9 protein-coding genes and 1 other RNA gene are annotated in these 17,193 nt (G+C 43.7%); 4 read left to right on the top strand and 6 right to left on the bottom strand.

Annotated features, from left to right (window positions below):
- The first annotated feature begins 30 nt into the window (after positions 1–30).
- From ffs to queF, 4 genes are all read left to right on the top strand, one after another.
- An RNA gene (gene ffs / locus RMY64_RS18375) (signal recognition particle sRNA small type) lies at positions 31–127 on the top strand.
- Between the two features lie 25 nt (positions 128–152).
- Positions 153–539, top strand: a complete 387-nt coding sequence (locus tag RMY64_RS18370) for a phasin family protein (RefSeq protein WP_289795595.1) — start codon at positions 153–155, stop codon at positions 537–539.
- Positions 540–703: 164 nt separating this feature from the next.
- Positions 704–1,105 carry a hypothetical protein gene (locus RMY64_RS18365; protein ID WP_194046692.1) on the top strand — a complete coding sequence of 134 codons (402 nt, stop codon included), beginning with the start codon at positions 704–706 and terminating at the stop codon, positions 1,103–1,105.
- A gap of 114 nt (positions 1,106–1,219) precedes the next feature.
- Complete coding sequence (gene queF / locus RMY64_RS18360) at positions 1,220–1,606, top strand: preQ(1) synthase (protein ID WP_322674279.1); 387 nt, start codon at positions 1,220–1,222, stop codon at positions 1,604–1,606.
- Between the two features lie 416 nt (positions 1,607–2,022).
- Here queF and RMY64_RS18355 read toward each other — a convergent pair whose 3' ends face one another.
- The 6 genes from RMY64_RS18355 to RMY64_RS18330 all read right to left on the bottom strand — a co-directional run bounded on the left by RMY64_RS18355 (position 2,023) and on the right by RMY64_RS18330 (position 16,800).
- Positions 2,023–5,319 (bottom strand): filamentous hemagglutinin N-terminal domain-containing protein, encoded by a 3,297-nt coding sequence (locus RMY64_RS18355; RefSeq protein WP_322700791.1) that lies wholly within the window; start codon positions 5,317–5,319, stop codon positions 2,023–2,025.
- Between the two features lie 292 nt (positions 5,320–5,611).
- Positions 5,612–6,208 carry a hypothetical protein gene (locus tag RMY64_RS18350; RefSeq protein ID WP_322674277.1) on the bottom strand — a complete coding sequence of 199 codons (597 nt, stop codon included), beginning with the start codon at positions 6,206–6,208 and terminating at the stop codon, positions 5,612–5,614.
- Positions 6,209–6,620: 412 nt separating this feature from the next.
- Positions 6,621–7,700, bottom strand: a complete 1,080-nt coding sequence (gene pstS, locus RMY64_RS18345; protein WP_322674276.1) for a phosphate ABC transporter substrate-binding protein PstS — start codon at positions 7,698–7,700, stop codon at positions 6,621–6,623.
- 228 nt (positions 7,701–7,928) lie between these two features.
- On the bottom strand, positions 7,929–9,329 hold the full coding sequence (locus RMY64_RS18340) for a cytochrome c biogenesis protein (RefSeq protein ID WP_322700790.1): 1,401 nt from the start codon (positions 9,327–9,329) through the stop codon (positions 7,929–7,931).
- A 31-nt stretch (positions 9,330–9,360) separates the two neighbouring features.
- The gene (locus tag RMY64_RS18335) at positions 9,361–10,101 is read right to left on the bottom strand and encodes a cytochrome c biogenesis protein CcdA (protein ID WP_322674274.1); all 741 of its coding nucleotides are present in this window, start codon (positions 10,099–10,101) and stop codon (positions 9,361–9,363) included.
- A 57-nt stretch (positions 10,102–10,158) separates the two neighbouring features.
- Positions 10,159–16,800, bottom strand: coding sequence for a HAMP domain-containing protein (locus RMY64_RS18330; protein WP_322700789.1), 6,642 nt, complete (start codon positions 16,798–16,800; stop codon positions 10,159–10,161).
- Positions 16,801–17,193 lie beyond the last annotated feature (393 nt).

Genomic DNA, 17,193 nt, shown 5'->3' with positions numbered 1-17,193 from the left:
TTACTGAATTTTCATGTTATGTTTATATAAGACCTGGATCTATGCGATCGCAACACCCAAATCTTGTCAGAACCGGAAGGTAGCAGCAACACGGGAGGCTTGTGGTAGGCGTAGTCTCCGGGTCGCCCTATTTTTAGGAGCGGTCAGCAACCATGCCTGGTTTTGGAGATATTGTTCAAAAAGCTTTTTACCTCGGTGTTGGATTAGCTTCTTACGCGGGTGAGAAAGCAGGGGGAAAATTAGCCGAAGTGCGATCGCAAGTCCAAAAACTGGCAGATGAAATGGTGGCAAAGGGCGAAATGAACACAGAAGAAGCCCGCCGCTTCGTTGAGGACATGATGAAGCAAGCCCAACAAGCCCAACCATCTGTTGAAACCTCACCAGAAACGCCCCCTTCTCAACCTCGCCGCATTGAAATTTTAGAGGAAGATGAAGAGCCAACGGTCAAAGAGGCGTCAAATGATGAGAATGTAGATAAATTGCGCGATGAAGTGCTAAAACTGCAAGATGAGTTAAAACGATTGCAACGCGATCGATAAAAAGCATTCATTCTTTGAGCGCAATAAATATAACTAATAAGTGGCATTTTGACATGACACTTTGGATAAAAACTTGATAAGATACATTGCCTAGTGTGTATTTTAGTGCGTCAAGCCAGATAGCACAAAGCGTCCTGTTTATAGCCTGCAAAGGTGTCAAGTTTATGGAACAGTGGCAAAAAGATTTAGTAGAAATCGTCGAAACAGTAGCTGATGAAGTAGAGCGCTTCTTCCTGGGAATGAGTGAAGTGGTAGACGCATTTTTTGAGCTAACGGAAGAAGTCAGCGAGCAAGTACATAATAATATTGTTACTGAAGTCGATCAGTATCTACAGGATTTGGCTGAACCGATGTTAGAAGCTTACTGGGAACTGGAAGACATGGTAGCAGATGTAGATCCGGGTTTTCCTTATTCAGTTGAACCTACATCTGAAAAAAATCCTGCCTGTATTGGTTGTAGTCATTACCACGGTCAAGTTTATGGTGGTAATTTATTAGTTTGTGCTATGCATCCCCACGGGTGCGAAGATGAGAATTGTCCAGACTGGGAGAAGGAAGAGTATTGAGGGGGAGTTGGTAGTTAGGAGTTTGGAGTTAGGAGTTTGGAGTTAACAAGCTACAAAATTACTAAAAGGACGTAAAGATAAGTAGAATAACTAATGACAAATGACAAATGACAAATGACAAACCAAGAAATGAAGTATGGTGAACGCGACATTGCCGAAGGTAAACTAATTACCTTTCCCAATCCGCGTGTGGGTAGGCGATATGACATTAACATTACTTTGCCGGAATTTACTTGTAAATGTCCATTTTCCGGTTATCCTGACTTTGCGACAATTTATGTTAGCTATGTGCCTGATGAACGGGTAGTGGAATTAAAGGCACTCAAACTTTATATTAATAGTTACCGCGATCGCTACATTTCCCACGAAGAATCTGCCAATCAAATTTTAGATGATTTTGTAGCTGCTTGCGATCCGTTGGAAGTCATTGTGAAAGCAGATTTTACCCCTCGCGGCAATGTACATACTGTGATTGAAGTGCGTCATCATAAGTACCCATAATGAAACCTTTGGCTTTTAGAGAGGACTTTAGTCCTTTTTACAAGACGCTACGTGATACAAAATCAGGACTGAAATCCTGACTAGAAATATTTTTAAAGGAAGATTGATTAACCGCACAGGATATATATAAGTGGGCGGCAAAATTTACAAGTATGTAACGTCAAGTTAACTAAAGCGATTAGAGTTAAATTTTACACGTTTTGTACTGTAATCTCCTTTTTCTCCCTTAGCTTCAATTTAAATATTCGTTCTTATTAGTTTTCTTGTACTATTTTATTTACATTTTGTTGATGTTCTGTGACAGTTGGGGTGCGGAATGTGGGTTCAAAGCATCCGTTACACATTCTTGGCCACTTGTTACTTTTATAACTCTTGGGTTTCATAGGAATTGTTCCCCCTACTCTTGGGATAATGAATCATCGACTACAGGACATAGCAGAGGGAATAGAAGAACTTTGGGGATATTGAGCCACAAGAATAACATCACCTTTACCATCAACAATCCATCCTTGAGCCTCCACAATCTGATTAGTAGATTTAGTAACAGATGTAGATAATTTATCCGTGACTCTCTGTGTTGCTTGTGGGGGCAAATCTACCCAACCAGTAATTACTGCTCGTCCCTGCAGAGGCTCGTTGGGGCTAAGGGGTAATCCACCGCGTCCTGTGGCAATAAAACGACTGGCGGTTTGTCGTCCTCTGGGAGTGCAGCCTTGAGCGATTTGTTGAGATGCATCGACGAGGTTAGAGGGTAGTTGAATTAAGCCGCGACTAGGGTCAGTATCAGGTGTGTTGAGATTTATCTCACCATTTAAGGAAGGCTGGCTTTGGGAGATGGCAGTGATGTCACTTGTTAGTAACTGACTAGGATTTAGCTTGTTCGGGTCGGTTGTATGCAACTGCTGCTCAAGCTCTTGCCGACTGCGCGGCTGTAGCCCAAAGATGCCAGCAGAGTTGATAATAACTTTCCCGCCGCTACCCTCAAAGGCGTTGGCAGTGATATCGCTATTTTCGTTGGGAACTGCAACGATAAAGCCTTGGTAATTTGGGAGGTTATTGATAATGATGTTACCACCATTGCCACCTAATTTGTCTGTACCTGCGTTGGTGGAGATTTGACTGTTGCGACGGAGTAAAAGTAAGTCGCTATTGATGTTGATATTACCGCCGTTACCGGATGCAGATTCGGCGTTGAGTTTACCTTGGTTGTCTAAAATAATTTTAGGTGAGTTGATTTCGATGTCACCTGCGGTTCCTGAACCAGTAGAACTGACAAATAAGCCACTGCTAACGCCGATATTTTCTACCTTATCAGTAAAGTTATTAACTAGGTCATCATAATTAAAATTACTACCACTAATTATTACTTTATCAGTAGCATTAACAGTTATTTTACCTGCATCTCCTTGCCCTGAAGTACTAGCTGTCAGTGCAGCACCATCGATGATTTCTAAGGAGTTGGTGTATAAATTAATATCGCCGCCTTTTCCTGTTGAGTCTTTGCTGGTAGCAGTCGTTAACAGGCTCCGACCCACAACATCGTTGAGGTTGGAGCCTTCAAGTGAAGTTCCACTCAGTTTTATAGAAGTGGCATTAACAGTCAAGGAACCCGCATTCCCTTTCTCTACACTGGTTGTTGAAACTGATGCTTGTGCCCCATCTTGGATAAACAACTGTCCAGTCTTAATTACCAAGTTTCCAGCATTTCCTTGACCTGTAGTCCCTGTAATTATACCACTAGGAAACGGACGATCCTTTACGACGTTAGAGACTAAGCCTCCACTAATTCCAATTAGTTGCTCTAAGACATCGGCGGACACTCCTTGCTTTGAGGTGCCGAGGAGTTCTACAGATTCGGAGGCGTTGATAGTTAAATCTCCGCCTTTTCCCAAGCTAGAAGTACCCGATGATATGATTCCCCCATCACTGACTATTAACTTTTTAGTAGTAATAGCCATACCGCCCGATTTTCCAGATCCCTGTGTTCCACTAGCTAAGACGCTAGGAACATTATTGTCTCTGCCGATGCTTTTTATTTCTACTAACTTTGAAGCATTCACAGTTAATTTTCCTCCTGGCTTCTCTCCACCAGTACCTGCTGTCACCCAAGCCCCATCACGGACAATTAATCTTTCAGTATCAATAGTTAAGTCGCCTCCTTGCCCCAAACCTGTAGTTTCATTACGCAATCCACTGGGAACTCTGTCGCCTATGGTGAACAGTCCTAGTCCTTGGGGAGCATCATTAGCTGAGGTGCCACTAAGTTCTATAGAGTCTTTTGCGTTCACGAATAAATTTCCGGCTCGCCCTGGGGTAGTACTCCCTGCCGATATTACTGCCCCATTAGAGACAATTAACCGCCCAGTTTCAATGGTCAGGTTTCCGGCATTTCCACTTGCAGTAGGTAGAGAAGAAATTATAAAATTTTTTAAATAAGGAGGAGCATTACGAAGATTCTGGGCAAGAAGATTCTTGACATCCAAGGAAGCGGAAAACAAGCCAATTGGAACAGGAAAATTGGAAGAATTATCGGCGGAATTAATCGGAACATTGATGTCAATTGTACCGTTTGATGAGGAACTGCCAGTTAGTTCTATTGAGTTAGAGGCTTTCACAACTAGATTCCCAGCACTACCACTAGAAGTAGTAGCAGTCGCTACTATTCCATCTTGAATAATCAATTTTCCTGTGTCAACAAGTAAATCACCGCCATTCCCCCTATCAAAAACAGCATTGTAAACAAAACTATTTTTTACCGTTAATGCTCCTTTTGCACTAAGCATAATATCTCCTGCTTGAGCGTCATCGATACCTGCAAGTAGGCTGATGCCAGCACGCAGGCTACTTCTGTCTAAAATATCTATATTCTGAGCGTGGATAGCAATACTACCGCCACCGTTAGACGCGACATTAACTTCAGCGCCATTGGTGAGCGACACATCTGCTGGCACTATGTTAGCCGGAAAATTTAAGCTGAAATTATCATCACTGATATTGAGATCAACTGTCCCCTCTTGTGCTAATCCTCCTAACTCCACTCGCCCACCAAAGGCATTCAAGGAGCCACCATCTATTCTCACGTTGCCACCCATTAGCAGCAAACTACGATTATTTTTGACCTTTAGGTTAGCTGAGTTATTTTGAATTGGGGCAGCAATTTGATTGAAAAAAAATGCAGAAGGATTTACATTCAACAGTCCGGTTGGCAGGTTTTTAAGCGGATTTGCACTGAAAATGTCACCATTAGCCAACCCGATGGCATTTGCTGTTGTTCCTACAAACGAACCGTTGAGACTCAGGCTGGCATTTGGCCCAAAGATGATCCCATTGGGATTAATCAAAAACAGGTTAGCATTGCCCAATACTCCCAGAGTTCCTAGAATTTCAGAGCCTTTATCTCCTGTAACTCGACTCAAAATGTTCTTAATGCCGATAGGATTAATGAAATAGACTCCTTCTTTTTCTCCAATATTAAATTCCTTAAAACTATGCAAAAGATTAGCTCCTCTAGTGACTCCACCATCGATCAGGATACTAGATACATCTTTGTTTAACGGAATGATACTAGGTTTAACAATAGAATTTTTAGCTAAGGTATCATCAGCTATGGGTTGGGCAAGAGCACAATTGATAGAGGCTGAGATTGCACCATCAATAATTAACAAACTCCCTAACGCCAACAACCAGTTCCAATCTTTCCAGCTAATAAACATTCAGTAAACTTAACTCCATAAAGCAACAACACCTAGTGAACTACAGATGATTAGCACTAAGGATAAATGAGGAGCTAACACTGCTGAATTACTCATGATATGTTACGAATAATCGTGATGCGATGGTTCGTGTCACTCCATCCTGGAAGTCATTCTGCGATTAGGCACATGCCGCCCAACCTTGTTGTGTTAAGCTGGCTTTGCTTCGGTATTGGAGGAAGCGAAGAGCATTGTAATACTCAAAAACTGTTACAGTTTGACAATCTCGTCGCAAAGGAAGTCGTACATTGCATTACAAAAAAACAGAAAACTGTCCAATAGCATTAAATGGAATGTTGAATTGTGTAATGTCAATAAAATCACCCGGAACCTGTCTTAAAAAAGTAACCCCCTCCACAATACCAACTAAGTCTCCCGATAATGTAGAGATGTTTAAACTTCCGTTTATTACTTGAGTCGTGTAGTTCTGTGCTGCTCCTTCTAGCACAATCTTGTCAATGCCTGGCTCAAAGTTCTGGATTAGAGCATAATCTGTATTACCGCCACCAACGTAAAATTGTTGAGGCGTGGAGGTTAATGAAGACAATGTAGGATGGCCAAGGAGGAATACATCTTGTGCTTGGGTGCCAATTAGGGTATCGATCTGACCGACTCCTGCAACTGTTGCTCCATTTGATAAAACGTCAAAACCAAGTCCAGCAATGAGTTTGTTACCTTCACCAAAGCCAGTTACGGTGTCATTCCCGTTGGTTCCAAAAAAAAAGCCAAAGCGATCGTTCTCAAATTGTCCAAACTGTTCATAGTGTTGTAGTCCTGAGGTAAAAGAGCCAGCATTAACAGCCGCCGCTACATCAGGGTATGCTAGCAAGTAAGCTTGTTCATTGAACATAGCAATAGCCTCCAGATAATAATGGGAATATCAATCAAAAAAGTACTATTTGGTCAGGGTCTGGCAGTTACTTCCATTAAGTTAGAAGCTTATAAATATTGGAAAAACCGCTATCTGAAGTTAATTGAGCAAGTGCACAATTCCTAGCCAAAGCACTCTAAGGAGCAAAATCCAAATCACCGGACATTGCACCCTCCACCAAATAACAGCACTAAACTTCAGTCAACTAGGAATAAAGTTATTAGCTGTTTCCTATTTCATAATAAAACTGCAATGATTATTGGGTTGCTAAAAAATTTCTTATTCTTTACAAAGTTTATAACTAAACGCAATATCTGAACTATCTCCCCTGCTCCCTTGCCTCTTTTTCAACCATTTAGTCTATGTTGCATCCACAGGAGAACTGCTATATTTATTCAGCAATTTTCTTGACGGCAGATTGCACTTGCAGCACAACTTTTTTTGATAAAGGAATATATCCAAGTTCCAAACTGGATTTTTGCCCGTCAATCACAGCCCAATTTACAAAGTTTTTCAGTGCTTGAGCTTTAACTCGATTTGGATATTGGTGATAAGTTAAAAGCCAGCTGTAAGTGACAATGGGATAAGACTGGGTACCTGTAGGATCGGTGATAAAAGCAATCAAATTATCACCTGGTAATTTTACTGCTTCTAAAGTTTGTGCTACAGATTCTGGTGTCGGCGTAATATAATTACCAGATTTATTTTCTAAAGCAGCCACAGGAAGCTTATTTTGTTTGGCGTAAATGTATTCTACATAGCCAATAGCTCCTGGTATTTGTTGAATCAGGGCGGTAACACCTTCGTTACCCTTTCCACCAATTCCTATTCGCCATGCTACAGATTTACCAGCCCCAATTTTGCTTTTCCATTCTGGGCTGATGGCGCTTAGGTGTTGCGTAAATACGCTTGTAGTTCCACTACCATCAGTTCGGTTTACAACTTGAATTGGTAAATCGGGCAAACTTACACCTGGATTAGCTGCACCTATTCTAGGATGATTCCAATTCTTAATTTTTCCGAGAAAGATATCTACGTAAACTTGGCGTGGTAGCCTGAGAGTGGGTGGCACATTGACTTGAGGCGACTGCCCTATAGATGGTGTCAGGTTATAAGCTAGCACAATAGAACCGGCAGTTATTGGCAAAGCAATGACTCCCCGTTTTACCTTGGCTGCTTGTTCCCTTGTAATTCCCACATCACTAGCTGCAAAATCTACAGTCCCGTCGATGAGCTGTTGCACTCCAGCACTGCTTCCGATAGCTTGATAGTTAATTTCTATATTGGGATTTTGCTGGTTGTAATCTGAAAGCCAACGCTCGTACAAAGGTGCGGGAAAACTTGCCCCAGTACCAACAAGGGAAACACGCTTGATGTTTTTTTGCTCGGCAGCGCAAGAAGCAATACTCAACAAGATAGCGATTAAAGGTAGAAGGCAAACCCGCCCCTGAGATTGAAGTTTGGCAGACATAGAAATTTTTTGTTCCAATGTTTAATAAATACCTCTAGTAATTTCAATGTTTGTAGGCGTGTGGATGTAATTAGTTGTAAATAATTTTGAAACGCAAAGGGACGCGGAGGTTAACGCAAAGGTACGCAAAGTAATCTTCTGCGTCTGCGTTCCTCTGCGATTTCCTTCTCTGGGAGACGCTGACGCTCCTAACGTCGCGAACGCTAATGCGAATGCGCCTTTTTGTGTTTAAACTTCAATCGCTGCCTCTTTCTCTTCACCTTTTGGCTGTGAACTCAGCCGATCTAAAATCTCTAAAACTTCTTGTTCAAAAGCAACTTGGGCGCGATTAGTTTTGCCACCAATATATAAGCGATCGCCTTTTTGCAATGCCCAAATTTGCGAGTGTGAAAAGTAACTCATCACCACACCCAGCATGAGTAAGCCAAACCCTGTGTAAACAATTGGGATGCCTGGGTCGGCTTTAATTTGCAAGCCGGTGCTACCAATTACATCCAAAATTTTCAGCTTCACGCCATTAACTTCGGTGAACATCCCCGCACGAACTGTATCAACAAGTTTGCCAGTGGCATCATAAATTAATACCATCCCTTGCAAGTCTTTCGCTAACAAAGAGACACCCTCGCTCAAATCTGGTTTAGTCGGAACCCAGGTTCCCCAAATGCGTCCGTTACCGTTGGTGTTCAATTGCGCCATCGGCAACTGAAAAATCGGGCTGTTGTTAAATTGGACGCGAACACCTGCAATTCCCCAATCAGTTTGATAGAAAGTTACGCCATGATAGCGCAGAGGCTCGTTGACAAAAATCTTCTTATGGTCAACTTCCTCTCCCTGATTATTCAAGACAGACATATCGGAATAAAATTGATCGATGCCGCCAGATGGAGTGTAGTCAATCCAAAAACGATTGACGCGCACAGACCAATCTTTCGGGACTTGCGCTGCGGCTAAAGGCCCAGCATCGACAATATTTGTCACTTGAAATGTATCGCCACTGGCAACCATTTCCTGAGCCAAAAACCCAGTCATCGCCCCCCAAATTCCCCCTAGCAAAATAGCAACGATCCCAATATGAACAATAATTGGGCCGATGCGTCCGACTATTCCTTTGCGGGCATAAAGAAGATTTGCTTTTTCTTGATTTGGAAAAATTTTATAGCGGTGTTTTTGTAAGATTTCGCTGAGGGAATTCAGGGAAGCAGTATCTAGTTCTGCACTTAAAGCTAATTTTTGAAATTGTCGTGGTTCTTCGTAATATTTCCAGCGCTGGGCAGCTTTTAAGGCTGGTAACTGACGGGTAAATGAACAGGCAGTTAAACTTGTGCCAAATAAGATCAGTAATGCCAGAAACCACCAGGTACGATATACGTGGTCTAATCCAACTACTTGAATTACTTTCCAAGTTAAGAAACCAAATAAGGCTGGATGTTCTGGGTAATTGGCTTGGTAAAATGCGGGTGATTGACCTTGCTCAATGACAGTACCAGTAGAGCTAAAGATGGCAATCAATAGCAGTAGTGCGATCGCTAATTTTAAGTTAGTCAGTACGGGCAAAAGCTCTTGGCGTAAGAACTGCCCAGGTACTACCCACCATTTTATTTCTTTGGACGCTGAATCTTCTAAAGTCATTAGGTGTAAAATCTAATACAAGGTATTGATATTAAAAACTGCCAAGGGGAATCCGAGAAATTAAGGAAAATACACCGAATCCTACCAATAGTGCCCCACTAACTGGGTTAATCCAGCCAGACCAGCGACGCAGTTCTAGTAATTTTTTAATTGAAGCTGTAAAAGTACCCGCCAAAATCAACGGTGCTACATAACCGGCTGTATAAGAAAGTAGCAAAACAGCGCCTAAAATTAAGTCTTGTGTACTAGCAATCCAACTTAACAAGCTCGCTAAAACAGGCGTGCTACAAGGAGATGCGACTAAACCGAAAGTCAGCCCCAGCAAATAAGAACGCAATCCTGCTGGCAAATCTGGCGAAATCCAATTGGTTTCATTCAAGGATGGAAATTGTAGAGGTAGTGCTTCTAATAAGTTCAGCCCCATGAGAATGGCGATAATGCTGACGATAATCGGCAAACCAATTCCCACTTGACCATAGACTTTTCCAACTAAACCTGCTATTATACCTAGCCCTGCTAGTGTAGTTGCTAAACCTAAAGCAAACCAAGTTGATTGGGCAGCTGCTTGCAAGCGGCTTTTGGCTTCATAACCACCGATGTAACCAATGGTAATTGGCAGCATCGAAAGCATACAGGGTGTAAGACTGGTAAGCAAGCCAGCGACAAAGATGATGCCAACGCTTACCCCGCTAAGGTGTGTCAGTTGGTTAGAAACGAGGCTATTGGCAAATTGTTCTAGTTGGTAAATTTGGGTTTGCAGGTTATCAAACATGGGGAGTCTCTGAGCGGGAAATGCTTACTCTGCTTGAATTGTAGCTTAGTTATTCCGTTAACGATATAGCCAAACACGCAATAACGACAGCAATTGTTCAGTATCTACGGGTTTGGTGATGTAATCTGATGCGCCCGCTTCAATACACTTCTCGCGATCGCCTTGCATGGCTTTAGCGGTCAGTGCAATAATCGGCAAAGATTTAAATTGCTCGTTTTGGCGGATTAAGCGTGTTGTTTCGTAACCGTCCATTTCTGGCATCATTACGTCCATCAAAACAACATCAATATCTGGTGTAGTTTCCAACAGGGTAATCCCCTCCCTGCCGTTTTCAGCGTATAAAACCTGGATTTGATAGCGCTCCAGCATACTTGTCAGCGCAAAGATATTCCGCATATCGTCGTCTACGATTAGCGCTTTTTTGCCAGCGAGTAAGTAGTCTATGGAATGCAGTTGTTCGAGTATTTCTCGTTTGGGTGCTGGTAAATTTGCTTGGACTCGGTGTAAAAATAATGCTGTTTCATCGAGGAGACGTTCGGGCGATCGCACATCTTTAATGATGATTGTTTCGGCAATTCGTCTGAGTTCCGTTTCTTGAGCTTTGCTAATTTCTCTACCTGTGTAGACAATAATTGGTAAAGTTTTACCGTGAGGTAGAAGCTTTATTTGTTCGATAAGTTCAAACCCAGTCATGTCGGGTAGCCCTAAATCGAGAACCAGGCAATCAAAATGCTGGGCGCGAATAGCTTCTAAAGCTGCTGCACCAGTGCCCACTGCTGTGGTCGAAACATCGCTGTTACCAATCAACTCAACAATACTCAGCCGTTGAGTGTCGTCGTCTTCGACTACTAGCAAATTTTTCACTTGGCGCTCAACAAAACCTTTAATTTTGGTCAACGCCTCGGATATTGTTTCGCTGGTTAAGGGCTTTTGCAGATATGCGATCGCACCTAATTGCAAACCGCGTTGTCTTCCTTCCTCAACGGTCATGATATGTACAGGAATGTGGCGGGTATTTGGGTCATGTTTGAGACGATCTAATACAGTCCAACCATCCATTTCTGGCAACCTGATATCTAGCAAAATGGCTGAAGGTAAGAATTGCTGCGCTAGCATCAAACCTGTAGTACCTGTTTGGGCAGCGATCGCCTTGAATCCTTGCTGTTGTGCCATCTCTAGCAGGATACGCGCAAAATTAACGTCATCCTCAACAATTAGTAACACGCGATCGCCGACGCCGATAGTAGTGCGATCGTCATTAATCACTGGTAAGTGAGGACTTGTACTGAGCGAAGCCGAAGTAGTGAGGAGTGAGGAGTGGGTAGAGACGCGATTAATCGCGTCTGTGCTGGATTGAGTTGATGTTGGCTCAGGACTCGGAACTCGGAACTCTGGACTCAATTGGGGGAAGTAGAATGTAAAGGTGCTGCCTTGGCCGGGGTGACTGATTAGTTTAATTTCGCCGCCAAAGAGACGGGCGATTTCACGGCTAATTGATAAGCCCAATCCGGTGCCGCCGTATCTCCGACTGGTAGAGCCATCGGCTTGCTGAAATGCCTCAAAAATAACTTTTTGTTTGTCGGGAGCAATGCCAATGCCTGTATCGCTGACTGAGAAGGCGATGACATTTTGAGCGCGATTCAAACTTTCTTGGTCTTTGCTCCATCCCTGCTTCGCCACCGCAATCTGTAAGCGTACTTCTCCTTTTTCTGTAAATTTAAAAGCATTGGAGAGGAGATTTTTTAAGACCTGTTGTAAGCGTTTGACATCTGTATAGATGGTTGTGGGCAATTCGGGAGCCAATTCAATTGCGAAACCAAGTCCTTTGCTCTGAGCAATTTGTCGGAAGGTGCGCTCAATCTGATCGCCCAATTCTGTCAATGGCATTTGAGTTATGTCAATCGACATAGTTCCCGATTCAATCTTGGCGAGATCGAGAATGTCATTGATTAATGCCAACAAATCGGTACCGGCTGAGTAAATTGTCTGGCTGTATTCGACTTGTTTGGCGGTAAGGTTGCGATCGATGTTATCTGACAACAATTTCGCCAAAATCAACAAGCTGTTTAGCGGTGTCCGCAGTTCGTGGGACATATTGGCGAGAAATTCTGATTTGTATTTTGAAGAAAGGGCGAGTTGTTCAGCTTTGTCTTCTAAAGACATTCTTGCTTGTTCGATTTCTCGATTTTTGCGCTCGACTTCTTTCTTCTGCATCGCCAACAACTCTGCCTTTTCTTCTAATTCGGCGTTAGTTTGTTGTAATTCCTCCTGCTGTCCTCTGAGTAAATCTTCTGAAGTTTTGAGTGATTGGGCTTGTTGTTCTAAGCGCTTGTTAGTTTCCCTGAGTTCGCTTTGCTGGGTTTGGAGTTCTTCAGCCAAAGATTGCGACTGCTTGAGTAATTCTTCAGTTCGCATTGATGCGGCGATCGTGTTGAGGACGATCGCGATACTTTCGGTAAGCTGGTCGAAGAATGTCAGATGAATTTCGCTAAAGCGGCGGAAGGATGCTAATTCGATGACTGCTGTCACTTGTCCTTCAAAAAGTACAGGTAACACCACGGCATTCAGGGGCGTGGCTTCTCCTAAACCAGAGGCAATTCTGACATAATCACTGGGTACATCCGTTAGCAGTATTCGCTCTTTTTCTAAAGCGCATTGTCCCACCAAACCTTCACCCAAGTGGAAGCGGTTAGCTAGATGTCTGCGTTCGCGGTAAGCGTAGCTACTAATTAATTTCAAATACGGTGTATGTTCAGCAGACTCCATCAGGAAGAATACGCCGTGTTGCGCTCCTACTAAGGGCGCTAGTTCTGAGAGAATTAGTTTAGATACGGTTTCCAAGTCGCGCTGCCCTTGCAGCATTCGGGTAAATTTGGCAAGGTTAGTTTTCAACCAATCTTGTTCGGTGTTTTTCTGCGTTGTCTCGCGCAGATTAGCAATCATCTGGTTGATGTTGTCTTTGAGTATCGCTACTTCCCCTAATGCTTCGACGGCAATTGAACGAGTTAAATCGCCTTTAGTGACAGCTGTAGCAACTTCGGCGATCGCTCGCAACTGAGTTGTCAGTGTAGCAGCAAGTTCGTTCACATTATCTGTCAAATCTTTCCAAGTTCCAGCCGCCCCAGGGACTCTCGCTTGTCCGCCTAACTTCCCTTCGATTCCTACTTCCCGCGCTACTGTAGTTACCTGATTGGCAAATGTTGCTAGGGTATCAATCATCTCGTTGATTGTCTCTGCCAAGGTTTCGATTTCTCCTTTGGCATCTAACATCAGCTTCCGTTTCAAGTCACCGTTAGCAACTGCTGTTACGACTCTGGCGATACCGCGCACTTGTGCCGTTAAGTTCCCCGCCATCGAGTTAACGTTATCTGTTAAATCCTTCCAAGTCCCGGCAACACCTTGGACTTGGGCTTGTCCGCCCAACTTCCCTTCAGTTCCCACTTCCCGCGCTACCCGCGTTACTTCACTTGCAAAGGAACTGAGTTGATCCACCATTGTATTGGTGGTGTTCTTCAAGTCTAAAATTTCGCCTTTGGCATCGACGGTAATTTTCTTGGATAAGTCGCCATTAGCTACCGCCTTGGTAACTTCCGCGATGTTGCGAACTTGTCCGGTGAGGTTCCCCGCCATCGAGTTCACATTGTCTGTTAAATCTTTCCAAGTGCCAGCTACGCCTCTGACGTAAGCTTGTACGCCCAATTTACCTTCGGTTCCCACCTCACGAGCAACCCTGGTAACTTCTGATGCAAAAGAATTTAATTGATCCACCATTGTGTTGATGGTGTTTTTAAGCTCTTGAATTTCACCTTTAACATCAACGGTGATTTTCTTGGATAAGTCGCCGTTTGCTACCGCCGTGGTAACTTCGGCAATGTTCCGCACTTGTGCTGTTAAACTTCCCGCCATGAAGTTTACGCTGTCGGTTAAATCTTTCCAAGTTCCGGCTACACCTTTAACTTCTGCTTGTACACCTAATTTACCTTCAGTTCCCACCTCACGGGCAACCCGCGTTACTTCCGATGCAAAGGAATTGAGTTGATCCACCATCGTGTTGACTGTGTTTTTCAACTCTAAAATTTCACCTTTGACATCAACAGAGATTTTCTTAGATAAGTCGCCATTTGCCACCGCCGTGGTAACTGCGGCAATGTTTCGCACCTGTGCCGTTAAACTTCCCGCCATGAAGTTCACGCTGTCGGTTAAATCTTTCCAAGTTCCAGCTACGCCGCGCACATCTGCTTGTACGCCTAGTTTACCTTCGCTTCCCACTTCCCGCGCTACCCGCGTTACTTCACTGGCAAAGGAGTTGAGTTGATCGACCATTATATTGATGGTATTCTTGAGTTCGAGAATTTCGCCTTTGACGGCAACAGTAATTTTCTTGGATAAGTCACCATTGGCGATCGCAGTTGTCACTTCGGCAATGTTCCGCACTTGTGCCGTCAAGCTTCCCGCCATGAAGTTTACGCTATCGGTTAAATCTTTCCAAGTTCCGGCAACGTCTTTTACTTCCGCTTGTACGCCAAGTTTACCTTCAGTTCCCACCTCACGGGCGACTCGCGTCACTTCACTTGCAAAAGAACTGAGTTGATCCACCATTGTATTAATGGTGTTTTTCAACTCCAGAATTTCACCTTTGACATCAACGGTGATTTTCTTAGATAAATCGCCTGTTGCAACCGCCGTAGTTACTTCGGCAATGTTTCGCACCTGTGCCGTTAAGCTTCCCGCCATGAAATTTACGCTGTCGGTTAAATCTTTCCAAGTACCCGCGACACCGCGCACTTCTGCTTGCACGCCCAGTTTACCCTCGCTTCCCACTTCACGCGCAACCCTCGTTACTTCTGATGCAAAGGAATTCAATTGATCCACCATTGTGTTAATGGTGTTTTTGAGTTCCAGAATTTCACCTTTGACATCGACAGTGATTTTCTTGGATAAATCGCCTGTTGCAACCGCCGTAGTTACTTCGGCAATATTTCGCACCTGTGCCGTTAAACTTCCCGCCATGAAGTTTACGCTGTCGGTTAAATCTTTCCAAGTGCCAGCCACGCCGCGCACATCGGCTTGCACGCCCAGTTTACCTTCACTTCCCACCTCACGAGCAACCCGTGTTACTTCCGATGCAAAGGAACTGAGTTGATCTACCATGATATTGATGGTGTTTTTGAGTTCCAGAATTTCACCTTTAACATCGACGGTGATTTTTTTCGATAAATCGCCATTTGCGATCGCAGTGGCAACTTCGGCAATATTTCGCACCTGTCCGGTGAGATTACCCGCCATTAAGTTAACGTTGTCGGTTAAATCTTTCCAAGTCCCCGCTACTCCCCGGACTTCTGCTTGTACGCCCAACTTCCCTTCAGTTCCCACTTCACGGGCAACTCTTGTTACTTCTGATGCAAAGGAATTAAGCTGATCCACCATTGTATTAATGGTATTTTTGAGTTCCAGAATTTCGCCTTTCACATCCACAGTGATTTTCTTGGATAAGTCGCCATTTGCTACCGCCGTTGTGACTTCCGCAATATTCCGCACCTGTGCCGTCAAGCTTCCCGCCATGAAATTCACGCTGTCGGTCAAGTCTTTCCACGTACCCGCTACGCCGCGCACTTCTGCTTGACCGCCTAATTTTCCTTCTGCACCCACCTCACGCGCAACTCTTGTTACTTCACTGGCAAAGGAATTGAGTTGATCTACCATGATGTTGACGGTGTTTTTCAACTCTAAAATTTCGCCTTTGACATCAACAGTAATTTTCTTGGATAAGTCGCCATTTGCTACCGCCGTGGTGACTTCGGCAATGTTACGCACTTGGGCAGTCAAATTTCCTGCCATCAAGTTAACGTTATCGGTTAAATCTTTCCAAGTTCCTGCTACTCCTTTAACCTCGGCTTGTACGCCCAACTTCCCTTCAGTTCCCACTTCACGGGCAACTCTAGTAACTTCCGATGCAAAAGAATTAAGCTGATCCACCATCGTGTTGACGGTGTTTTTTAGTTCTAGAATTTCGCCTTTAACATTGACAGTGATTTTCTTGGATAAGTCACCATTGGCGATCGCAGTGGCAACTTCGGCAATGTTGCGAACTTGTCCGGTGAGATTACCTGCCATCAAGTTAACGTTATCAGTCAAATCTTTCCAAGTGCCAGCCACACCTTGCACTTCGGCTTGAACGCCTAATTTTCCTTCGGTTCCCACCTCACGCGCCACCCGCGTTACTTCCGAGGCAAAAGAACCGAGCCGTTCTACCATCGTGTTAACGATATTCGCAGTTTGGAGAAACTCACCTTGCAGAGGTCTGCCTTCAATTTCTGTGGCGATCGTTTGCGATAAGTCACCATTAGCAACTGAGCGAATTACCCGCGTAGTTTCAGCTGTTGGTTGAACTAAATCTGTAATTAGAGTATTGACAGAAGTAACACAATCTAACCAAGAACCACGAACATCTCCGAGAGAGGCGCGTTCAGCAATTTTTCCTTCTTTGCCAACAACGTTACCAATCCGTTGTAGTTCGGCCGCCATCCGCTCATTCTGGTCAATAATATCATTGAGCGTATCAGCTATTTTCCCCGCCACACCAGTATGGTCTATGGGCATCCGAGCAGAAAAGTCACCCTGTTTAACAGCATTCAGCGTTCTTAGTAGTTGATTTAAATCTAGATTGTCGCTGTCTCTAGTTAACTGTTCGGTTGCCATAGCCTTATCCTTAATCTTGAATCTTGAGGAATTTTTTATATTTTTTGCACCCCGTACTTATTTAGAGTACTTTTAGCCAATGCGTATCACAATAGAGAGCAGGGAATAGAAAATGGATCGAACTAATTTTTATGGGTGCGAGTGTAAGCAGTTAAGAAAGACTGCTAACTAAATGGTATTGCCGTCGATATATCTGGCATACCACTTAGCTAATGATAGCTAGTTGGAATCTGTTATGCAGCATTAATTGTCGGCGATGCCTAACTTGGGCGAGTAAGCGATCGCACGTAGAACAGACGATGATAATTAACAGTACGTTTTATGATTTTTGGAATTTGAGGAAAACAGCAAATCAATAAATTCTAACTGATATAGCAACAGCCAAAAAGGTTA

Source organism: Nostoc sp. DedQUE08 (assembly GCF_034530895.1).
Classification (GTDB): domain Bacteria; phylum Cyanobacteriota; class Cyanobacteriia; order Cyanobacteriales; family Nostocaceae; genus Nostoc.
This window is presented reverse-complemented; position numbering and strand designations above follow the sequence as displayed.